The sequence below is a fragment of the Allobosea sp. ASV33 genome, assembly GCF_016428755.1.
GTDB lineage: Bacteria > Pseudomonadota > Alphaproteobacteria > Rhizobiales > Beijerinckiaceae > Allobosea.
Window position 1 is genome coordinate 18854 of the sequence record NZ_JAELTI010000037.1, and the last position, 19790, is coordinate 38643.

The following is a 19790-nucleotide window of genomic DNA, read 5'->3' on the forward strand; positions in this document are numbered from 1 at the left end:
GTTTTCGACCATGATGAAAGAAGACAACCGCAATCTGCTTCTCGCGATCGTCCTGTCGGTGATCATCCTGCTCGGCTGGCAGTTCTTCTACGCCAAGCCGCAGATGGACAAGCAGCAGGAGATCGCCCGGCAGAACCAGCAGGCCCAGGGCCAGCAGACAGCCGCGACATCCGGCTCCACCCCGGCCCCCGCCACGCCCGGCCAGCCCGCAGGCTCGGCCGCGCCCGGCGCAGCCGCGACGCAGGCGATCGGCACCCGCGAGCAGGCGCTGGCGGCTAGCCCCCGCGTCAAGATCGACACGCCGAAGATCGCCGGCTCGATCTCGCTGACCGGAGCGCGCATCGACGACGTCTCACTCAAGGCCTATCGCGAAACCGTCGACCCGAAGAGCCCGATCATCGTGCTGCTCTCGCCGGTCGGCGGCCCGGATGCCTATTATTCCGATTTCGGCTGGGTCGCGGCCCCAGGCACGAGCGTGCCGCTGCCGAACGCGACGACGGTCTGGACTGCCGACAACCAGGTGCTGACCCCGGCCAAGCCGGTGACGCTGAGCTGGGACAACGGCCAGGGCCTGACCTTCAAGCGCATCGTCAGCGTCGACGACAACGCCATGTTCACGATCCGCGACGAGGTCGAGAACAAGGGCGGCGCCGCCGTGACCCTGTTCCCCTATGGCCAGATCGTGCGCCAGGGCAAGCCGCATACGCTCGGCTATTACGTGCTGCACGAGGGCCTCGTCGGCAATCTCGGCGAGCAGGGCCTGCAGGAATATACCTACGACAAGCTCGACAAGGAGCCGCTGCTCTCGCCGGGCACCACCGGCAAGACCTGGAAGGATGCCGTCGGCGGCTTCGTGGGGATCACCGACAAGTACTGGGCCGCCGCGGTCATCCCCGACCAGCAGCGCAAGTACGAGGGCCGCTATTCCTCGGTCCAGACCGGCACCGGCCGCACCTACCAGGCCGATTTCCTCGGCGAAGGCGTCGCGATCGCCCCGGGCGCCACGGCCTCCTCGAACGCCCGCATGTTCGCCGGCGCCAAGGAAGTCGCGGCCATCGACGGCTACGAGAAGAATCTCGGCATCAAGCGTTTCGAGCTGCTGATCGACTGGGGCTGGTTCTATTTCATCACCAAGCCGCTCTTCTTCGTGCTCGACTGGATCTACAAGCATATCGGCAATTTCGGCGTCGCGATCCTGATCGTCACGGTGCTGCTCAAGGGCCTGTTCTTCCCGCTCGCCAACAAGTCCTACGCCTCGATGGCAAAGATGAAGGCGATGCAGCCGGAAATGACGGCGATCCGCGAGCGTTATGCCGACGACAAGATGAAGCAGCAGCAGGCTCTGATGGAGCTGTACAAGACGCAGAAGATCAATCCGGTCGCCGGTTGCTGGCCGGTGCTGCTGCAGATCCCGGTGTTCTTCGCGCTCTACAAGATCCTGTTCATCACCATCGAAATGCGGCACGCACCGTTCTTCGGCTGGATCCACGATCTCGCGGCGCCGGACCCGACCAACCTGTTCAACCTGTTCGGGCTGATCCCGTTCACGCCGCCGGCCTTCCTGCATCTCGGCGCCTGGCCGCTGATCATGGGCGTGACGATGTTCATCCAGATGAAGATGAACCCGGAGCCGCCGGACCCGGTGCAGAAGATGATGTTCACCTGGATGCCGGTGTTCTTCACCTTCCTGCTCGGCTCGTTCCCGGCCGGCCTGGTGATCTACTGGAGCTGGAACAACCTGCTCTCGGTGACCCAGCAGGGCTTCATCATGAGGAAGAACGGGGTCAAGATCGAGCTGTTCGACAACCTCAAGGGCATGTTCGGCAAGAAGCCGGCAGCCGCAGGCGGCGCGCCCAACCCCGCCAACACCAACAAGAAGTGAGAGATCGAAGGGCGGGGTTTCCCGCCCTTCGCTTTTGAAGGCCTTCGACCCGATGCCATTGCCCGATCCGAGCACGCGCCATCCGATTCCCGGCTGGAAGGGCACGGCCTTCCTGAAGGCGGTGGTCGACCATCCGCTGATCGACATCGGCGACTACAGCTATTACGACGACTCGCGCGGGCCGGAGCACTTCGTCGCGCGCTGCGTGCGCTATCATTTCGACTTCATCGGCGACCGGCTGATCATCGGGAAATTCGTCGCGATCGCGCAGGCGGCGCAGTTCATCATGAACGGTGCCAACCACCCGATCGGCGGCTTCTCGACCTTCCCCTTCCAGATGTTCGGCCTCGGCGACCCCGAGAGCCTGAAGCGACCCGGCCCGAACAATCGCGGCGACATGGTGATCGGCAACGATGTCTGGATCGGGCGCGAGGCGGTGATCATGCCGGGCGTGACGATCGGCGACGGCGCAATCATCGGCACACGGGCGCAGGTGACCAGGGACGTGCCTGCCTATGCGGTCGTCGCCGGCAATCCCGGCCGCGTCGTCAAGATGCGCTTTCCGCCGGAGATCGTCGCGGAGCTGCTGGCGATCCGCTGGTGGGATTGGCCGGCCGACAGGATCGCGCGTCATGTCGACGCGATCCAGGGCGCCGATATCGACGCGCTGCGCGCAGCCGTGTAGGCAGGGTTCCATGACCACATCGACGACAAAGCCTTATGACGCCGAGGAGATCGAGGCCGCCCGCAAGCTCTTTGAGGGGCCGTGGGATTTCGTCTGGGCCTCGACCAAGATCGACGACCTGCCGCCGATGGTCGGCCAGGAGATCGCCTTCGCCGGCCGCTCCAATGTCGGCAAGTCCAGCCTGATCAACGCGCTGACGCGGCGCAACGCGCTGGCGCGGACCTCGCATACGCCCGGCCGGACGCAGCAGCTCAACTTCTTCCGCCAGACCGAGCACGAGGAGCCCGCCGGGGCGGGATCACAAGGCAGCAAGCGCTCGCGCGAAAAGCCGGTTCCGGTTTATTCGCCCCATGCGCCGACGATCGTCGACATGCCCGGCTACGGCTACGCCGCCGTCGGCAAGGAGAAGGTCGCGGCCTGGACCCGGCTGATCCACGATTACCTGCGCGGCCGCGCCAACCTGATGCGCGTCTATGTGCTGATCGATGCCCGCCATGGCATCAAGGATGTCGACGGCGCCGTACTGGAGACGCTCGACAAGGCCGCCGTCTCCTACCAGGTCGTGCTGACCAAGGGCGACGCGCTGAAGCCGGCCGACCAGACATTCATGACCGAGGCGACCTTCGACGAGATCAAGCGCCGCCCGGCGGCTTTCCCCGAGGTGCTGCTGACCTCCAGCGAGACAGGCGCCGGCTTGCCGGAATTCCGCGCCGCGATCGGCCGGGTTCTGGCGGAGCATAGCTGAACCGGCATGACCGCGACACGCATTCACTTGGTTCTCGCGGCGCTGATGGGCCTTGCCGGCGTTGGCCTGCTGGCGGCGGCCGCGCATATCACCGGCACGGCCAATGTCCAGACTGCCGGCCAGATGCTGCTGTTCCATGCCTCGGTGATCATCGGCGCCACGGCGGCGCGCAAGGGCGGGTATCTCCAGGATGTCATCGCCCGCATCGCGCTCTCGGCGATCATCCTCGGCGCGGCCCTGTTCGCGGCCGATCTCGCCCGGCGCGGCTTCGCCAACGAGGCGCTGTTTCCGCGCGCGGCGCCGATCGGCGGCTGGTTCATGCTCGGCGGCTGGCTGGGGCTTGCCGTCGCTGCCGTGACCGCGAAGCGCAGCTGAGCGGCGTCAGCGTTCTTCCGCCTCGGTCGATCTTGAGCTAGAAGCGCCCCGCATCTGTCCTTGCGGCCGCGCGGAGCCTGCCCGAATGACCGACCATCCCAACCTGACGCCGTCGCAATCCGCCGAGCTGCTGGTGCAGGCGCTGCCGCATATGCAGCGCTACGACCAGGAGATCATCGTCATCAAGTATGGCGGCAACGCCATGGGCGACGCGGCGACCGCCGAGGATTTCGCCGAGGATATCGTGCTGCTCGAGCAGTCCGGCCTGAAACCGGTCGTTTGCCATGGCGGCGGCCCGCAGATCGCGGCGATGCTGAAGAAGCTCGGCATCCAGTCCGAGTTCAAGCAGGGCCTGCGCGTCACCGACGAGGCGACCGTCGAGGTCGTCGAGATGGTCTTGGCCGGCTCGGTCAACAAGGAGATCGTCGGCTACATCAGCCGCGAGGGCGGCCGCGCCATTGGGCTCTGCGGCAAGGACGGCAACATGGTCACCGCCCGCAAGGTGACGCGCACCGTCGTCGATCCCGATTCCAAGATCGAGGAGGTCCTGGACCTCGGCTTCGTCGGCGAGCCCGAGAAGGTCAACACGACTGTGCTCGACGCGGTGCTCAAGGCCGAGCTGATCCCGGTTCTGGCGCCGGTCTGCGCCGCCGCCGACGGCCAGACCTACAACGTCAATGCCGACACCTTCGCCGGCGCCATCGCGGGCGCGCTCAACGCCAAGCGCCTGCTGCTGCTCACCGACGTGCCGGGCGTCCTGAACAAGGACAAGCAGCTCATCCCCGAGCTTACGGTCGAGGAATGCCGCCACCTGATCGCCGACGGCACGATCTCCGGCGGCATGATCCCGAAGATCGAGACCTGCATCTACGCGCTGGAGAAGGGCGTCGAGGCGGTCGTCATCCTCGACGGCAAGGTGCCGCATGCGGCGTTGATCGAGCTCTTCACCGATACCGGCGCCGGCACGATCATCCGGCGTTGACGGAACGTCTCCATCCCCGTCATTCCGGGCGAAGCGTAGCGAAGACCCGGAATCCATCATAGAGCGCAGCGCGCTTCGATGGATTCCGGATCGGCGCCGCGCTCGCGGCTTGTCCGGAATGACGGCGGGGAGGGTTTCGGGCACGACAACCATTAAGCCCCCGCCAAGGACTTGCGGCGCAGACTCCGGCTCGCCACATCTCGGAGTCCGATGAACATACTCGCAGACACCCCAGCCGCGACCCCGCCCCTGACGGCGGAAGACTTCGCGCATGTCGATCACTGGATCTTCGATCTCGACAACACGCTGTACTCGCATGAGAGCCGCGTCTGGCCGCAGGTCAACGAGCGCATCACGCTGTTCCTGCAGGAATTGTTCGGGCTGGACGGCCTGTCCTCGCATGCGCTGCGGCAATATTACTATCATCGCTACGGCACGACGCTGAAAGGGCTGATGGAGGAGCACCAGATCGACCCCGATCGGTTCCTCGACTTCGCCCATGATATCGACCTGACGCTGCTCGAGCCCAATCCGGAGCTTGGCGCGGCGCTGGCGGCCTTGCCCGGCCGCAAGCTGATCCTGACCAACGGCTCGGTCGGCCACGCCAGGAACGTCGCCGGCAAGCTCGGCATCCTCGACCAGTTCGAGGATATCTTCGACATCGTCCATGCCGGCTTCCTGCCGAAGCCCGAGCGCGCGACCTACGAGAATTTCCTCGCCAAGCACTCGGTCGATCCCGGCCGCGCCGCGATGTTCGAGGATATCGAAAAGAATCTGATCGTGCCGAGCGACCTCGGCATGAAAACCGTGTTGATCATCCCGCAGACGCCCGACCCCTTCCGCGAAGCCTGGGAGCAAGCCGCGATCGATGCCGGCCATGTCCATCATGTCACGGCCGACCTTACGGGCTTCCTCAGGCCGCTCGGACGGTCCGGCGAACGGCAAGCCTGAACAGGAGGCGTTTCCTCCCGCCAGGGTTCCCTAAAAAAGGAAATTCCGTTCTTCTTTACGAACTCCTTGGGAGCTGATACTGCTCCTGTCCGTTATAAAGAACGGATCGAGAGTTCCATGCCGTCACCGGACAAAGCCGCAGCCAAGCTGCATCCCGAGACCCGCCTCGTCCATGACGGCATCCAGCGCTCGCAGTTCGGCGAGACGTCCGAGGCCCTGTATCTGACGCAGGGCCATGTCTACGACAATGCCGCGCAGGCCGAGGGCCGCTTCCTGAACACCGATCCCGGCTTCCAGTACGGCCGGCTCGGCAATCCGACCACGGCGATGCTGGAGGCCCGCATGGCCTCCTTCGAAGGCGCCGAGACCTGCCGCGCCACCGCGACCGGCATGGCGGCCGTCACCGCGGCGATGATGGCGCCGGTGCGGGCGGGCGATCATGTCGTCGCCGCGAGCGCGCTGTTCGGCTCCTGTCGCTACATCATCGAGGACCATCTGCCGCGCTACGGCGTCGAGACGACGCTGGTCGAAGGCACCGATCTCGACGCCTGGCGCAAGGCGGTTCGCCCCAACACCAAGCTGTTCTTCCTGGAATCGCCGTCGAACCCGACGCTGGAAGTGCTGGATATTGCCGCCATCGCCGCGATCGCGAAGGAAGCAGGCGCCAAGCTCGTCGTCGACAATGTCTTCGCCACGCCACTCTACCAGCGTCCCCTCGAACTCGGCGCCGATATCGTCGTCTATTCCGCGACCAAGCATATCGACGGCCAGGGCCGCTGCCTCGGCGGCCTGATCCTCGGCTCGAAGGAATTGATCGAGGCCGATATCCAGAACTACCTGCGCCAGACCGGCCCGATCCTCTCGCCCTTCAATGCCTGGGTGATGCTGAAGGCGCTGGAGACGCTGCCCTTGCGCGTCGCCAAGCAGGCGCAGAACGCCACAGCTGTAGCCGACTGGCTGGCGGCGCAGAGCAAGCCGACCAAGGTGATCTTCCCCGGCCACAAGAACCACCCGCAGGCCGAGATCATCAAGCGCCAGATGAGCGGCCCCTCGACGATGATCGCCTTCGAGGTGCCAGGCGGCAAGGACGGCGCCTATCGCCTGCTCGACGCCTGCAAGCTGATCCGCATCTCGAACAATCTCGGCGACGCCAAGAGCCTGATCGTCCACCCGGCGACGACGACGCATCAGCGCTTCACGCCGGAAGTGCGCGCCGCGATGGGCGTCAGCGACGGGTTGGTCCGCCTCTCGATCGGCCTTGAGCACCCTGACGACCTGATCGCCGATCTGGAGCAGGCGCTGGCGAAGGTTTGAGGCTTTTCGCGCAAGAACCTGCGTCGTCATCCCGGGCGAAGCGAAGCTAGACCCGGGATCCATGCCGGAGCGCTTCCGGTAAAGGTTCAGGCATGGATCCCGGATCGGCGCCGCTTCGCGGCTTGTCCGGGATGACGCCGAGGGTTTGGGCAAGGTCGCGCCTGTGGCCATCGTCGCCCGCCCCTGCTAAAGCGTGGCCGTTTCCCGCTAAAGGCTTGAGAGGCCAGCATGCGTTCGGGCGAAGTGAAGCGCCGCACCAACGAGACCGATATCGCGGTCTCGCTCCTGATAGACGGCACCGGCAAGGCCGAGATCGCCACCGGCGTCGGCTTCTTCGACCATATGCTCGACCTCTTCGCCCGCCATTCGCTGATCGATCTCACGGTCAAGGTGAAGGGCGACACGCATATCGACGACCACCATTCGGTCGAGGATGCCGGCATCGCCATGGGCGAGGCCCTGAAGCAGGCGCTCGGCACCAAGAAGGGCATCCGGCGCTATGCCGATGTCCATCTGCCGATGGACGAGACGCTGACGCGCGTCGCCGTCGACGTTTCCGGCCGGCCGTTCCTGGTCTTCCGCACCGAATTCAAGGCGCAGAAGATCGGCACCTTCGATACCGAGCTCGTGCGCGAGTTCTTCCAGGCCTTCGCGATCAATGCCGGCATCACGCTGCATGTCGAGACGCTCTATGGCGACAACGCCCACCATATCGCCGAGAGCTGCTTCAAGGGGCTGGCGCGGGCGCTGCGCCAGGCGCTCGACGTCGATCCGCGCGAGGGCGATCGCGTGCCCTCGACCAAGGGCGCGCTGTAGGAGGTCCCGATGCCGTTCTACACCGTCATGACGCCGCCGCCGGAAGGCGACCGGCGCGAGGAGATCGAGCAGGCGCGGCTGATCCCCGAGCACTTCGCCTGGGGCGCCTTCCTGCTCACGGGCCTCTGGCTGCTCGGCAAGCGGCTCTGGTTGGCGACGCTGATCCTCGTGCTGGTCTGGGCGGTCGTCTTCTATCTGAACAGCCGGTTCGGGCTGCATCCGACCGCGCTCGGGCTGATCTACTGGTCGATCGCCGTGTTCCTAGGCGTCGAGGGCAATAATCTCGTCGTCCGCAAGCTGACGCGCCAGGGCTGGCGGCCCGCCGATGTCGTCGAGGCCCGCACGCTGGCCGAGGCCGAGCGCCGCTATTTCGAGCGGGCGCTGGCCGGCGAAGCGGCGCTGCCGCGCGTCGAGCCGGCACCCACCCCGGCCGCGCCCCGTCCGAGCGGGCCGCTGCCGATCATCGGCCTGTTTCCGGAGGCGCGCGGACGATGAGCCAGAGCGTCGCGATCATCGATTACGGCTCGGGCAACCTGCACTCGGCCGCAAAGGCCTTCGAGCGGGCGGCGGCGGAAGCCGGCCTTCCTTCGACCATCCATGTCACCAGCGACACCGATATCGTGCGCGCGGCCGACCGCATCGTGCTGCCGGGCGTCGGCGCCTTCGCCGATTGCCGGCGCGGGCTCGATGCCGTGCCCGGCATGGTCGAGACGCTGGAAGAGGTCGTCAGGCAGAAGGGCCGGCCTTTCCTCGGCATCTGCGTCGGTATGCAGTTGCTGGCCTCGCGCGGGCTGGAATACACGGTGACGCAGGGGCTCGGCTGGATTCCCGGCGACGTCACGCTGATCAAGCCGACGGACGACGCCCTCAAGATCCCGCATATGGGCTGGAACACCCTGCACAAGCAGGACGAGCATCCCTTGCTCGACGGAATCGAGACCGGCCCGCAAGGGCTGCATGCCTATTTCGTGCACTCTTATGCGCTGGCGGCGTCCCGCGCGCAGGACGTGCTGGCCCTGACCGACCATGGCGGGCCGGTCACCGCGATGGTGGCGCATGGCAACGTTGCCGGCACGCAGTTCCACCCCGAGAAGAGCCAGAAGCTGGGGCTGAAGCTCATCACGAATTTTCTGAACTGGGCACCATGATCCTCTTTCCCGCAATCGACCTGAAAGAAGGCCGCTGCGTCCGGCTGAAGCAGGGCGACATGGCTCAGGCTACCATCTTCAACGACGATCCGGCGGCGCAGGCGGCGGAGTTCGAGGCCCAGGGCTTCGAGTGGCTGCATGTCGTCGATCTCGACGGCGCCTTCGCCGGCAAGCCGATGAATGCGGCGGCGGTCGAGGCGATCCTGAAGCGCGTGGCGTTTCCGGTGCAGCTCGGCGGCGGCATCCGCGATATGAAGACGGTCGCCGGCTGGCTGGAGAAAGGTATCCGGCGCGTCATCATCGGCACGGCGGCGGTGCGCGATCCCGGCTTCGTGCGCGAGGCGGCGAAGGCATTCCCGGGGCAGGTCGCTGTTGGTATCGACGCGCGCGACGGCTTCGTGGCCGTGGAAGGCTGGGCCGAGACCTCCTCGCTCGCGGCAGCCGATCTCGGCCGGCGCTTCGAGGATGCCGGCGTCGCCGCGATCATCTACACCGATATCGCCCGCGACGGCATGCTGGAGGGCATCAACTGGGAGGGCACGATCGCGCTGGCGCAGGCTGTGTCGATCCCGGTCATCGCCTCAGGCGGGCTGGCCTCCATGGCCGATATCGAGCGCCTCTGCGCCGACGATGCCGCAATCCTCGAAGGCGCGATCACCGGCCGGGCGCTCTATGACGGGCGGATCGATCCCGCCACGGCGCTGAAGCGGCTGGCGGCGTAATTTCATCCCACGCAGGTCATCCCGGGCAAGCGAAGCGCGGACCCGGGATCCATTCCTGAACCTTCGTCGGCAGCGCTCCGGCATGGATCCCGGATCGGCGCCGCCAAGAGCGGCTTGTCCGGGATGACGGCGTAGTGGTTGTCGATCAGCGCACGAACTGGTCGTAGATCTTCGCGAACTCGCCCGTCGCCTTGGCCAGATGCAGCCACTGGTCGACGAAGGCCTTGAAGGTCGCGTCGCCGCGCGGGAGCATGTAGCCCATCTCGCCATATTGCAGCGGCTCGTCGGGATTGACCGCGCAGAGGCCGGGCTTGGCCTTTTCCTGCACCTTCACCTCGATCGACTCGGCGATCATCAGGTCGGCCTTGCCGGCGAGGATCTGGTCGAAGATCGTGACGTTGTCCGGGAAGACCTCGATCTTGGCCTGCTTGAAATTCGCCCGCACGAAACGCTCGTTGGTGCCGCCGGGATTGACGATGACGCGGGTCTCCGGCTTGTCGATATCGGCGACGCTCTGGAACTTCGCCTTATCGGCGCAACGCACGATCGGCGCCTTGCCGTTGACGAGATAGGGCGCGGAGAAGAACACCTTCTTCTGCCGGTCGAGCGTGACCGAGATGCCGCCCATCGCGACGTCGCATTTGCCAGAGCCCATATCGGTCAGCAGATCGGCCCATTTGGTCTGGACGAACTTGGCCTCGACGCCGAGCGCCTTGGCGAGCGATTTCGCCAGCTCGTATCGATGCCCTCGAAGGAGCCGTCCTTCGCCAGGGTGAAGGGCTTGTAGTCGCCGGTGGTGCAGACCTGCAGCGCGCCGCGGCTCTGGACGGTGTCGAGCAGGCTCGGCGCCGTCTCCGCATGGACGGCACCGGCAAGGGTCATCCCGAAGGACAGGACGGGGAGCAGCAGGCGCAAGCGGAGAAGCGAGGAAAAGCGCATCATGGGAACCTCGGCATGCGGGACGGAGGCCTGCAAGGAAGGAACCTGCGCGAAACACTGTCAACTGCCACCGCAATGGTTTAGATGGGCCGTCCTCCATCCGGCCGAGACCCGCCGATGACCCTGAAGACCCGCATCATCCCCTGCCTCGACGTCAAGGACGGCCGTGTCGTCAAGGGCGTGCAATTCGTCGACCTCGTCGATGCCGGCGACCCGGTCGAGGCGGCCAAGGCCTATGACGCAGCCGGGGCGGACGAGCTCTGCTTTCTCGACATCACGGCGAGCCATGAGAACCGCGGCACCCTGCTCGATGTGGTGACACGCACCGCCGAGGCCTGCTTCATGCCGCTCACCGTCGGCGGCGGGGTGCGCAAGGTCGAGGATATCCGCGCCTTGCTGCTCGCAGGCGCCGACAAGGTCGCGATCAACACCGCCGCCGTGACCAACCGCCAATTCGTCAGGGAAGCGGCCGAGAAATTCGGCGCGCAGTGCATCACCGTCGCCATCGACGCCAAGCAGGTCTCGCCCGGCCGCTGGGAGATCTTCACCCATGGCGGGCGCAACGCCACCGGCATCGAAGCGACCGCCTTCGCGCGCGAGGTCGTCTCGCTCGGCGCCGGCGAATTGCTGGTCACCTCGATGGACCGCGACGGCACCAAGGTCGGCTACGATCTCGGCCTGACGCGGGTGATCGCGGACGCGGTCTCGGTGCCCGTCATCGCGTCGGGCGGCGTCGGCGATCTCGACGATCTCGTGGCCGGCGTCGCGCAAGGCCATGCCTCGGCCGTGCTCGCCGCCTCGATCTTCCATTTCGGCACCTACACGGTCGGACAGGCCAAGGCGCATATGGCGGAAGCCGGCCTCCGGATGAGGCTGGACTGATGAAGCAGGGTGCTTCCGTCATTCCGGGGCGGACCGCAGGTCCGAGTCCGGAACCCAGGACCGAGGCCGGTTCCGGGAGAGACGCCGGCTTCATCGCATCAACCGGACAGGGCATCGGTTCTGGGTTCCGGGCTCACTGCTGCGCAGTGCCCCGGAGTGACGGCGAGGCAAACGAGACATGACCTTCACCCTCGCCGATCTCGAAGCCCGCATCGCCGAGCGCGCCGCGGCCTCGCCCGAGGAATCCTGGACGGCGAAGCTGCTGGCCGCCGGGCCCGAGCGCGCCGCCAAGAAATTCGGCGAGGAGGCCGTGGAGGCCGTCATCGCCGCCGTGAAGGGCGACCGGGCCGAGCTGATCGCCGAGAGCGCCGACGTGCTCTATCATCTTTTGGTTGTGCTCCGGGCGCGCGATGTTGCATTGCAAGACGTCTTGAGCCAGCTTGAGGCGCGTACGGCCCGCTCCGGACTGGCGGAAAAGGCGGCCCGGCCCCGGTAATCAGCCGGTTGAGTTGCGTGAGGATGGACCTGCCAGGATGACCCTCCCTTGAACCTCGAAGCCTGGATTGCGGGCCGCGTCATGGACCAGCGCCTGATCTCCTCCCCGCCCGAACGCGATCTGGTCTCGCCCTATCGCCTGTTCTCGCGCGACGAGTGGGCGCATCTGCGCGCCGATCAGCCGCTGACGCTCTCGGTCGACGACCTCACCAAGCTGCAATCGATCAACGACCCGATCTCGCTCGACGAGATCGTGGCGATCTACCTGCCGCTGTCGCGCCTGCTCTCGCTCTATGTCGCGGCGACGCAGGGGCTGTTCAAGGCGACGCAGCGCTTCCTGATGGCCGAGTCCGAGCCCAAGGTGCCCTATGTCATCGGCGTCGCCGGCTCGGTCGCAGTCGGCAAGTCGACTACGGCGCGCGTGCTCAAGGCGCTGCTCTCGCGCTGGCCGAACACGCCGAAGGTCGAGCTCGTCACCACGGACGGCTTCCTGCTGCCCAATGCCGAACTGGAGCGGCGCGGGCTGATGCAGCGCAAGGGCTTCCCCGAGAGCTATGACGGCGCGGCGATCCTGCGCTTCCTCTCGGACGTCAAGGCCGGCAAGCCGCGCGTGAGCGCGCCGGTCTATTCGCACCTCGTCTATGACGTCGTGCCCGGCGAGACGGTGACCGTCGAGCGGCCGGACATCCTGATCCTCGAAGGGCTCAACGTCCTGCAGCCGAGCCGGATGCCGAAGGACGGCACGGCCATCCCCTTCGTCTCCGACTACTTCGATTTCTCGGTCTATCTCGACGCCGACGAGAACGACCTGCACCGCTGGTACGTCAACCGCTTCATGACGCTGCGCCAGACGGCCTTCCGCGATCCGCGCTCGTTCTTCCGCAAATATGCGGAGATCGGCGAGGAGGAGGCGCTCGCCATCGCCGAGAAGCTGTGGACCGGCATCAACCTGCCGAACCTGCAGGACAACATCCTGCCGACCCGCCAGCGCGCCAGCCTGATCCTGACCAAGGGCGCGAGCCATCGCATCCAGCAGGTAGCGCTGCGCCGGCTGTAGCGCCCGCCGCACGATCGCGATGACGACCTATGTCGCCCTGCTGCACTCGATCGTGCTCGGCCCCGGCCGGCGCGTGGTGATGGCCGACCTGAAGGCCATGGCGTCAGGGCTCGGCTTCGCCAATCCGCGGACCTGGGTTGCCACGGGCAACCTGATCTTCGAGGGCGAGGAAGCGCCGCTCGCGACGATCGAAGAGCGGCTGGAAGCCGGTTTCCGCGACCGCTTCGGCAAGCCCGTCGACATCATCCTGCGTACGGCGCCGGCCTGGAAGCGGCTCGCCGCGCAGAACCCCTTCCCGGAGAGGAACGGCGCCGAGATCGGCATCCGCGTCATGCGCCAACCGCTCGGGCCGGCGGTCCTGCCCGGGCTCGAGGCCTTCGCGAGGCCCGGCATGGCGCTTGCCCTTGTCGACGGCGATCTCTGGATCGATTTCGCCGGCGAGCCGAGCGAGGTGCGGCTGCTCTCGCACCTGACGACCAGGAAGCTCGGCATCGGCACGCTGCGCAACGCCAACACGGTCAAGGCTCTGGCCGCGATGCTCGCGTGATGGACGCTCTGTCTTCCCTTGCCGCGATGGCGGTCGCGGCCTTCGTCGCCGCCACCTTGCTACCCGCACAGTCGGAAGCCGTCTTCATCGGGCTTCTCGCGGCGAAGAGCGTCGACCCGCTCGCGCTCTTCCTGACCGCGAGCATCGCGAACACGGCCGGCTCGATCCTCAACTGGTGGCTCGGCCTGATGATCGCGCGGTACGGCGTCGACAGGCTGCCGGCCCGGCTGCGACCCGATCCGAAACGCTTCGCCCAGGCGCAGGGCCTGTTCGCCCGCTTCGGCTGGCCCTCGCTGCTGCTCGCCTGGCTGCCGATCGTCGGCGATCCCCTCACTTTCGCGGCGGGCACGCTGAACTATCCGTTCTGGCGCTTCACCCTGCTCGTCCTGATCGGCAAGGCCGGGCGCTATGCGGCACTCTGGGCGGGGTGGGCGAGCTTCGCCTGAGCGTCCGCGAACCGGCCGATCGCATTTTCGGGCGAGACTTCCGTTGGGTCATCCGCATATCGTTTGCGAAACCGGGCGGGCCGGGCTACCAGCGAAGCGTCCGTTCAAGGAGATCAGATTATGAGCATTAACCGTATCGGCGTCGGCCCGCGCATGTCCAAGGCCGTCGTGCACGGCAACACCGTCTATCTGGCCGGCCAGGTCGCGGACAAGGCTGCCGGCAAGAGCGTCGGCGAGCAGACGGCCGACATTCTCGGCATCATCGACGGCCTCCTGGCCGAGGCCGGCACCGACAAGACGAAGCTGCTGATGGTCAATATCTGGCTCTCCGACATGTCGACCTTCGCCGAGATGAATGCCGTCTGGGACAAGTGGGTCGTCGCTGGGGCCACGCCGGGCCGCGCCACGGTCGAGGCCAAGCTGGCCGCGCCACAGTTCACCGTCGAGATCGCGGTCATCGCCGCGAAGTAAATCGCGTTCGATCGCGGCGCGTCCAGGCGGGCGCGCCGCGGTCCCTGTCACCAACCGGGCGGGAGCGGGAGGCAACCATCAGCCAATCCGACCAGATCGCTCCGCTCCTGGCGCGCGTCGCCGGGCATCGCGGCATATCGCCGATGGCGATGGCGGCCATGATGGCGGACTGGCTGCGCCGTGCCGGCACCGCCTTGCCGAGCGATGCTCTGCTCAACCGCAAGGCGACCGATTTTCTGGCGCTGACGACACGCCTTTCCGCGCCATTGGGCGACGACGAGATCAGGCGCCTGCGCCAAGAGGCGGCGACCGCGATCGCCGCGGGCCGCTTCGCCGAGGCCGATAAGAGCCTCGCCCAGGCCGAACTGCACGCCATCGGCGGCTCCACCGACCTGTCGGCCCTCCCGCTCGAACGCCGGCTGCTGATCGGCGAGAATCGGGCCGACCGGGCATCGCTCAGTTTCCTGCGCACCACCGCCGAGGCCTATCGCGAAGCCGCCGCGCGCCATGGCGAAGCCTCCGCCCTGATCGGCCTCGCCGCGATCGACCGCAGCCGCGAGGCCGCGCTGGAGCAGGCGAAGGCGCTGGCGCGGATCAGCGAGGATTTCGGGGGGCGCGACGGCTATGACGCCGCCATCCCGGTGCTCCGGCGCCTGCTCGAAGGCCTGGACAGCCTGGCCGATACCATCGCTTTCGCCGGGGTCCAAGACGCGCTGGCCGCCGCACTCGACAAACTGGCCGCGCTCACCGGCGACGCCAAGCTGCTCGGCGAGGCGCTGGCTCATTGCCGGGCCGGGCTCGAAGACCTCCGCCATGACGAAGCCCCCGCGCTCTGGCGCGCGCTGAAGCTGCGGCTGGGCCGGCTTGCGGTCAATCTCGGCGTCTCGCAGAAGGACGACAACCTGCTCGAAGAGGCGGTCGCGACCTATGCGACCGCGCTCGCCGTCTGGAAGCGCAGCGACGACGAGGCCCGCTGGCTCGAGGCCGAGCACATGATCTCGCGCGCCCGCGCCACGCTCGGCCGGCGCCGTAGCGACCTGTCCCTGCTCGAGCGCGCCTTCAACGGCCTGAATCGGGTCTCGCAGGCGACCGATCGCAGCCGCACGCCCCTGCGCTGGGCCGAGCTGCAGGACCAGATGGGCGGCGTGCTGGCCGCGATGGGCGAGCGTTACAGCGAGCCCGTCGTGATCGAGGAGGCGATCGCCGCCTTCGCCGCGGCGCTGGAGGAGTATCGCCAGGATCGCGCACCGCTGCTCTGGGCACAGACATCAGCGAACCAGGCCGAGGCCATGCTGCAGCTCGCGCGCCGCAACAAGGACAAGACGCTCGCGCAACAGGCGCTGACGCAGTTGATGGCAGCCACCCAGACCGCTGGGCAGGCCACCAATGGCGGCGCGGTCGCCGCCGACCTTCAGAAGCGGCTCGGAGCGGCTGGCGCGACGGCGACCAAACTGATCGGCGGCTGATCCCGCCGAACTTTCACCTCAGCGCGGCCGGCGGGCGGCCAGCCGCTCCAGCGCCGCATCCAGCGTCGCGTCGCGCTTGGCGAAGCAGAAGCGGACGACGTTCTTCACCGCACCCTCCGCATAAAACGCGCTGACCGGGATCGCCGCGACGCCGTTCTCGGTCACCAACCTGCGGCAGAAATCGACATCGTCGCTCTCGCCGAGCGGGGCGATGTCGACATTGAGGAAATAGGTGCCGGCGCTCGGCAGGACCGTGAAGCCGAGATCGCGCAGTCCAGCCGCGAAACGATCGCGCGAGCGCTGGAAATCGGCGCGCATGCCCTCGAAATAGCCGTCATCCTTGCCGAGCCCGTAGGCGACGGCGGCCTGCAGGTTCGGCGGGGTGGTGAAGGTCAGAAACTGATGCGCCTTGGACAGCACGCGCATGATAGCCGGCGCGGCCATTACCAATCCGACCTTCCAGCCGGTCAGCGAGAAGATCTTGCCGGCGGACGAGATCTTGACCGTGCGCTCGCGCATGTCCGGCCGCCCCAGCACCGATGCGTGACGGTGCCCGTCGAAGACGACATGCTCCCAGACCTCGTCGCAGACCACGATCGCATCGTGGCGGATGCAGAAATCGGCGAGCAGGTCGAGATCGGCCTTGCCGAAGATCGTCGCCGTCGGGTTGAGCGGGTTGTTGAACAGCACGACCCTGGTCTTCGGCGAGAAGGCTTTCGCCAGCGCCTCCTCGGTCAGGCCGAAATGCGGCGGGGTCAGAGTCACGAATTTCGGGATGCCGCCGGCCCGCCGCACCAGCGGCAGATAGGCGTCGTACATCGGCTCGAACAGCACGACCTCGTCGCCCGGCGTGATCAGGGCCATCAGCGCGCCGGCGATGGCCTCGGTCGCGCCCGAGGTCACCATGATCTCGCTGTTGGGATCGAGATCGAGCCCCTGCCAATGCTTGTAATGCTTCGCCGCTGCCTCGCGCAGTTCGGCCAAGCCCATCATCGGCGGATACTGGTTCCAGCCGTCGATGACCGCCGCGGCGGCCTTCTGGCGGACATCGAGCGGGCCGGGATCATCCGGGAAGCCCTGGCCGAGATTGACCGCGCCGGTCTCGCGGGCGAGCTGCGACATCACCTCGAAGACGGTGGTGGGGAGGGCGGAGAGGATCGGATTCATCGCGGTCGGATCGGCTCGGCAAAGGCGGGAGCTGTTGGCTTTAGCATGCCCGACCAGCCCGCGCATCCGACGGAAAATCGATCTCGGCCCGGCGCTGAAAATAGCGAATGATGAATGTTGACATTCGTCAGCGTTCAGTGTTTATTCAGTTCAGCCGGCCTTCGACGGACGCCTGTTGCGACTTCGCCCCTTTGGCGCAGCAGGATGCCGTAGGAGGCCGGCGAACCTTGTCAGGATGATGCAAGCCGTCTCCCGACGCGCGAAATCCGCGCCAAGCTCCCTCGCCATCCTTGCGTGAAGATTGCCGCCTCCTCCGGGGCCGCGAATCTGCGGCTTCCTTGCGAGCACAGCGAAGCAACGACGCCCTGCTTCCCTCGAAATCCAGCAGGCTCTAAGCAGGCGCATGGCCCGCTCCCCCGTTCCCGCGATCATGGTCCTCGGCACCGGCTCCAATGTCGGGAAATCGCTGATCGTCGCGGGGTTGTGCCGGCTCTTCGCGAATCGCGGCCTCAAGGTGCGCCCGTTCAAGCCGCAAAACATGTCGAACAATGCCGCGGCGACCGGCGCCGGCGAGATCGGCCGGGCGCAGGCGCTGCAGGCGCGCGCTGCCCGGATCCCGCCGCATCCCGACATGAACCCCGTGCTGCTCAAGCCGGAGGGCGAGCAGGGTAGCCAGATCATCCTGCAAGGACGCGTCGCCGGCCGCCTCGCCTCGCGCGACTTCGCCCGACGCGGGGATTTTATGCCGCAGGTGCTGGAGAGCTTCGGACGCCTGAGCGAAGGCGCCGATCTCGTCATCGTCGAAGGCGCGGGATCGCCGGCCGAAACGAACCTGCGCGCGCGCGACATCGCCAATCTCGGCTTCGCGCGGGCTGCGAACGTGCCGGCCGTCCTGATCGGCGATATCGACCGCGGCGGCGTGATCGCGAGCCTCGTCGGCACCCATGCCGTGCTCGATGCCGAGGACCGGGCGATGATCCGCGCCTTCGCGATCAACCGCTTCAGGGGCGCCGTGGAATTGTTCGCGCCGGGCGTCGCGACGATCGCCGAGGCCACTGGCTGGCCCTGCCTCGGCGTCGTGCCCTGGTTTGCCGATGCCGTGCGCCTGCCGGCCGAGGACGGGCTCGACATCCGCTCGGGACGCAAAGCCGGTGCCCGGATCAGGATCGCCGTGCCCGTCCTGCCGGGCATCGCCAATTTCGACGATCTCGACCCGCTCAAGCTGGAGACGGATGTCGACCTCGCCATGATCGGCCCGGGGCAACCGCTGCCGGGCGATGCCGACCTCGTCATCCTGCCAGGCTCCAAGACGACGATGCGCGATCTCGCGGCACTGCGCCGGGAAGGCTGGGATATCGATCTCCTCGCCCATCGCCGCCGGGGCGGGCGCGTCCTCGGGCTCTGCGGCGGCTACCAGATGCTCGGGCGCGTCGTGCGAGACCCGCTCGGGCTGGAGGGGCCGCCGGGGGAGGCACTGGGCCTCGGCCTGCTCGATGTCGCAACCACGCTCGACGCCGAGAAGACCGTGCGCGAGGTGGGCTTCACCGATATCGCCAGCGGCACCGAGGGCCGGGCCTATGAAATACACCTCGGCCGTACGGACGGCGCCGATACCGCCCGGGCTCCGTTCCGCGTCGACGGCCGGGCGGAGGGCGCGGCGAGCCCGGACGGGCGGGTCGCCGGCAGCTACCTGCATGGCGTCTTTGCTTCCGACGCGGTGCGCTCCGCATGGCTTTCTGCCCTCGACGGCCAGCAGCGCGTATCGGGCCTGCATTACGAAGACGCGGTCGAAGCGACGCTGGATGCCCTGGCAGCGCATCTGGAACGCCATTTCGACACGCAAACACTGCTCGATCTCGCCCAAACCCGCATTTCGGGGTAGGCGGTCATTTCGGGAACCGCAGCCGCCCCCAGCGGTTCTCCTGGCAGGAGCGAGCAGGAGGATTGATGCACATCAAGGCAAAAGTCTTTATTCGCCATTATGTTGACGAATGACGAAATTCGTCATAACGATCAATTCTTCACTGCATTCGTTTGAAACAACCCAGCCGGCGGCGCCGTGAGCAACCCCGAACGCGATACCAGGCAGACCATCGTCGACACCGCCGAGCGCTTCTTCCGCGATATCGGGTACCAGAAGACGACCGTGGCGGACATCGCCAAATCCCTGCGGATGAGCCCCGCCAACGTCTATCGCTTCTTCGATTCCAAGAAGTCGATCAACGAGGCCGTGCTCGAGCGCTACAAGCGCGAGCAGGAAGAGGCGATCGCCACCATCGCCGACGAGGACCGGCCGGCCGCCGAGCGGCTGCGCGACATCCTCGCCACCTCCTATCGCCTGAACGCCGCCCGCTTCGCCGGCCATGCCCGGATGCAGGAAATGGTCTGCGCCGCGATGGAGGAGAGCTGGGACGCGATCATCGCCCATATCGAACGCTTCGATGTCGTCCTGCGCCGCGTCGTCGCCGACGGCATCGCGCGCGGCGAGTTCCGGCCGATGGAGCCGGCCCATGCCACGGGCTGCATCCGCACGGCGATGATCCGCTTCATGCACCCGCTGCTGATCACGCAATGCGAGTGCATCCCCGGCCCGAATCCCGACGAGATGATCGCCTTCGTCCTCAGCGCGCTGGAAGCTCGGCCGCAGGCCCACTGAGCGATCCGCTGGATTTTTGATTTCGCATCGGCTTTCCCGAAAAC

The 19790-nt window shown here is 66.8% G+C and carries 23 protein-coding genes; 20 read left to right on the forward strand and 3 right to left on the reverse strand.

What is annotated here, in order from left to right; translation table 11 throughout:
* The first annotated feature begins 13 nt into the window (after positions 1-13).
* The 11 genes from yidC (at position 14) to hisA (ending at position 9620) form a co-directional block, all read left to right on the forward strand.
* Entirely contained in the window at positions 14-1882 is a 1869-nt protein-coding gene (gene yidC, locus JHD80_RS13030; RefSeq protein WP_199087885.1) for a membrane protein insertase YidC, read from the forward strand.
* A 52-nt stretch (positions 1883-1934) separates the two neighbouring features.
* Entirely contained in the window at positions 1935-2567 is a 633-nt protein-coding gene (locus JHD80_RS13035; RefSeq protein WP_199087829.1) for a CatB-related O-acetyltransferase, read from the forward strand.
* A gap of 10 nt (positions 2568-2577) precedes the next feature.
* On the forward strand, positions 2578-3312 hold the full coding sequence (locus JHD80_RS13040) for a GTP-binding protein (RefSeq protein ID WP_199087832.1): 735 nt from the start codon (positions 2578-2580) through the stop codon (positions 3310-3312).
* Positions 3313-3318: 6 nt separating this feature from the next.
* Positions 3319-3687, forward strand: coding sequence for a DUF423 domain-containing protein (locus tag JHD80_RS13045; RefSeq protein ID WP_199087834.1), 369 nt, complete (start codon positions 3319-3321; stop codon positions 3685-3687).
* 85 nt (positions 3688-3772) lie between these two features.
* Entirely contained in the window at positions 3773-4669 is an 897-nt protein-coding gene (gene argB / locus JHD80_RS13050; protein ID WP_199087836.1) for an acetylglutamate kinase, read from the forward strand.
* 210 nt (positions 4670-4879) lie between these two features.
* Positions 4880-5620, forward strand: coding sequence for a pyrimidine 5'-nucleotidase (locus JHD80_RS13055; RefSeq protein ID WP_199087838.1), 741 nt, complete (start codon positions 4880-4882; stop codon positions 5618-5620).
* Positions 5621-5737: 117 nt separating this feature from the next.
* The gene (gene metZ, locus JHD80_RS13060) at positions 5738-6934 is read left to right on the forward strand and encodes an O-succinylhomoserine sulfhydrylase (RefSeq protein ID WP_199087840.1); all 1197 of its coding nucleotides are present in this window, start codon (positions 5738-5740) and stop codon (positions 6932-6934) included.
* A 228-nt stretch (positions 6935-7162) separates the two neighbouring features.
* Positions 7163-7750: an imidazoleglycerol-phosphate dehydratase HisB gene (gene hisB / locus JHD80_RS13065; RefSeq protein ID WP_199087849.1), complete on the forward strand. Its 588-nt coding sequence runs from the start codon at positions 7163-7165 to the stop codon at positions 7748-7750.
* 9 nt (positions 7751-7759) lie between these two features.
* Positions 7760-8245 (forward strand): DUF2628 domain-containing protein, encoded by a 486-nt coding sequence (locus JHD80_RS13070; protein ID WP_199087851.1) that lies wholly within the window; start codon positions 7760-7762, stop codon positions 8243-8245.
* The gene (hisH, locus tag JHD80_RS13075) at positions 8242-8898 is read left to right on the forward strand and encodes an imidazole glycerol phosphate synthase subunit HisH (RefSeq protein WP_199087853.1); all 657 of its coding nucleotides are present in this window, start codon (positions 8242-8244) and stop codon (positions 8896-8898) included. Before JHD80_RS13070 ends, hisH begins: the two co-directional genes overlap by 4 nt.
* A complete protein-coding gene (hisA, locus tag JHD80_RS13080; protein WP_199087891.1) occupies positions 8886-9620 on the forward strand; it encodes a 1-(5-phosphoribosyl)-5-[(5-phosphoribosylamino)methylideneamino]imidazole-4-carboxamide isomerase in 735 nt (244 codons plus the stop codon). Before hisH ends, hisA begins: the two co-directional genes overlap by 13 nt.
* Before the next feature lie 145 nt (positions 9621-9765).
* Here the strand turns inward: hisA and JHD80_RS13085 are convergent, their stop codons facing one another.
* On the reverse strand, positions 9766-10353 hold the full coding sequence (locus JHD80_RS13085) for a transporter substrate-binding domain-containing protein (protein WP_349237261.1): 588 nt from the start codon (positions 10351-10353) through the stop codon (positions 9766-9768).
* Positions 10281-10562 (reverse strand): hypothetical protein, encoded by a 282-nt coding sequence (locus tag JHD80_RS29275; protein WP_349237262.1) that lies wholly within the window; start codon positions 10560-10562, stop codon positions 10281-10283. The genes JHD80_RS13085 and JHD80_RS29275 overlap by 73 nt, the downstream gene beginning before the upstream one ends.
* Positions 10563-10676: 114 nt before the next feature.
* Between JHD80_RS29275 and hisF the strand changes: the two genes are divergently transcribed.
* The 7 genes from hisF (at position 10677) to JHD80_RS13120 (ending at position 15923) form a co-directional block, all read left to right on the forward strand.
* Positions 10677-11441, forward strand: a complete 765-nt coding sequence (gene hisF / locus JHD80_RS13090) for an imidazole glycerol phosphate synthase subunit HisF (RefSeq protein ID WP_199087855.1) — start codon at positions 10677-10679, stop codon at positions 11439-11441.
* Positions 11442-11619: 178 nt separating this feature from the next.
* Positions 11620-11937, forward strand: coding sequence for a phosphoribosyl-ATP diphosphatase (locus tag JHD80_RS13095; RefSeq protein ID WP_199087857.1), 318 nt, complete (start codon positions 11620-11622; stop codon positions 11935-11937).
* Positions 11938-12018: 81 nt separating this feature from the next.
* A complete protein-coding gene (coaA, locus tag JHD80_RS13100; protein ID WP_199087893.1) occupies positions 12019-12993 on the forward strand; it encodes a type I pantothenate kinase in 975 nt (324 codons plus the stop codon).
* Between the two features lie 19 nt (positions 12994-13012).
* On the forward strand, positions 13013-13540 hold the full coding sequence (locus JHD80_RS13105; RefSeq protein ID WP_199087859.1) for a DUF1697 domain-containing protein: 528 nt from the start codon (positions 13013-13015) through the stop codon (positions 13538-13540).
* The gene (locus JHD80_RS13110) at positions 13540-13986 is read left to right on the forward strand and encodes a YqaA family protein (RefSeq protein ID WP_211201058.1); all 447 of its coding nucleotides are present in this window, start codon (positions 13540-13542) and stop codon (positions 13984-13986) included. Before JHD80_RS13105 ends, JHD80_RS13110 begins: the two co-directional genes overlap by 1 nt.
* A gap of 120 nt (positions 13987-14106) precedes the next feature.
* Positions 14107-14457, forward strand: coding sequence for a RidA family protein (locus tag JHD80_RS13115; protein WP_199087861.1), 351 nt, complete (start codon positions 14107-14109; stop codon positions 14455-14457).
* A 143-nt stretch (positions 14458-14600) separates the two neighbouring features.
* Positions 14601-15923, forward strand: a complete 1323-nt coding sequence (locus JHD80_RS13120) for a hypothetical protein (protein WP_199087863.1) — start codon at positions 14601-14603, stop codon at positions 15921-15923.
* Positions 15924-15941: 18 nt separating this feature from the next.
* On the opposite strand, the gene JHD80_RS13125 is transcribed toward JHD80_RS13120, so the two are convergent.
* Entirely contained in the window at positions 15942-17090 is a 1149-nt protein-coding gene (locus tag JHD80_RS13125; RefSeq protein ID WP_199087865.1) for an aminotransferase, read from the reverse strand.
* 403 nt (positions 17091-17493) lie between these two features.
* Here JHD80_RS13125 and JHD80_RS13130 point away from each other — a divergent pair, with 403 nt between their 5' ends.
* Together JHD80_RS13130 and JHD80_RS13135 are read left to right on the forward strand one after the other, a co-directional pair.
* Complete coding sequence (locus tag JHD80_RS13130; protein WP_199087867.1) at positions 17494-18972, forward strand: cobyric acid synthase; 1479 nt, start codon at positions 17494-17496, stop codon at positions 18970-18972.
* Positions 18973-19149: 177 nt separating this feature from the next.
* Positions 19150-19746 (forward strand): TetR family transcriptional regulator, encoded by a 597-nt coding sequence (locus JHD80_RS13135; RefSeq protein WP_199087869.1) that lies wholly within the window; start codon positions 19150-19152, stop codon positions 19744-19746.
* The last annotated feature ends 44 nt before the right edge of the window (positions 19747-19790 follow it).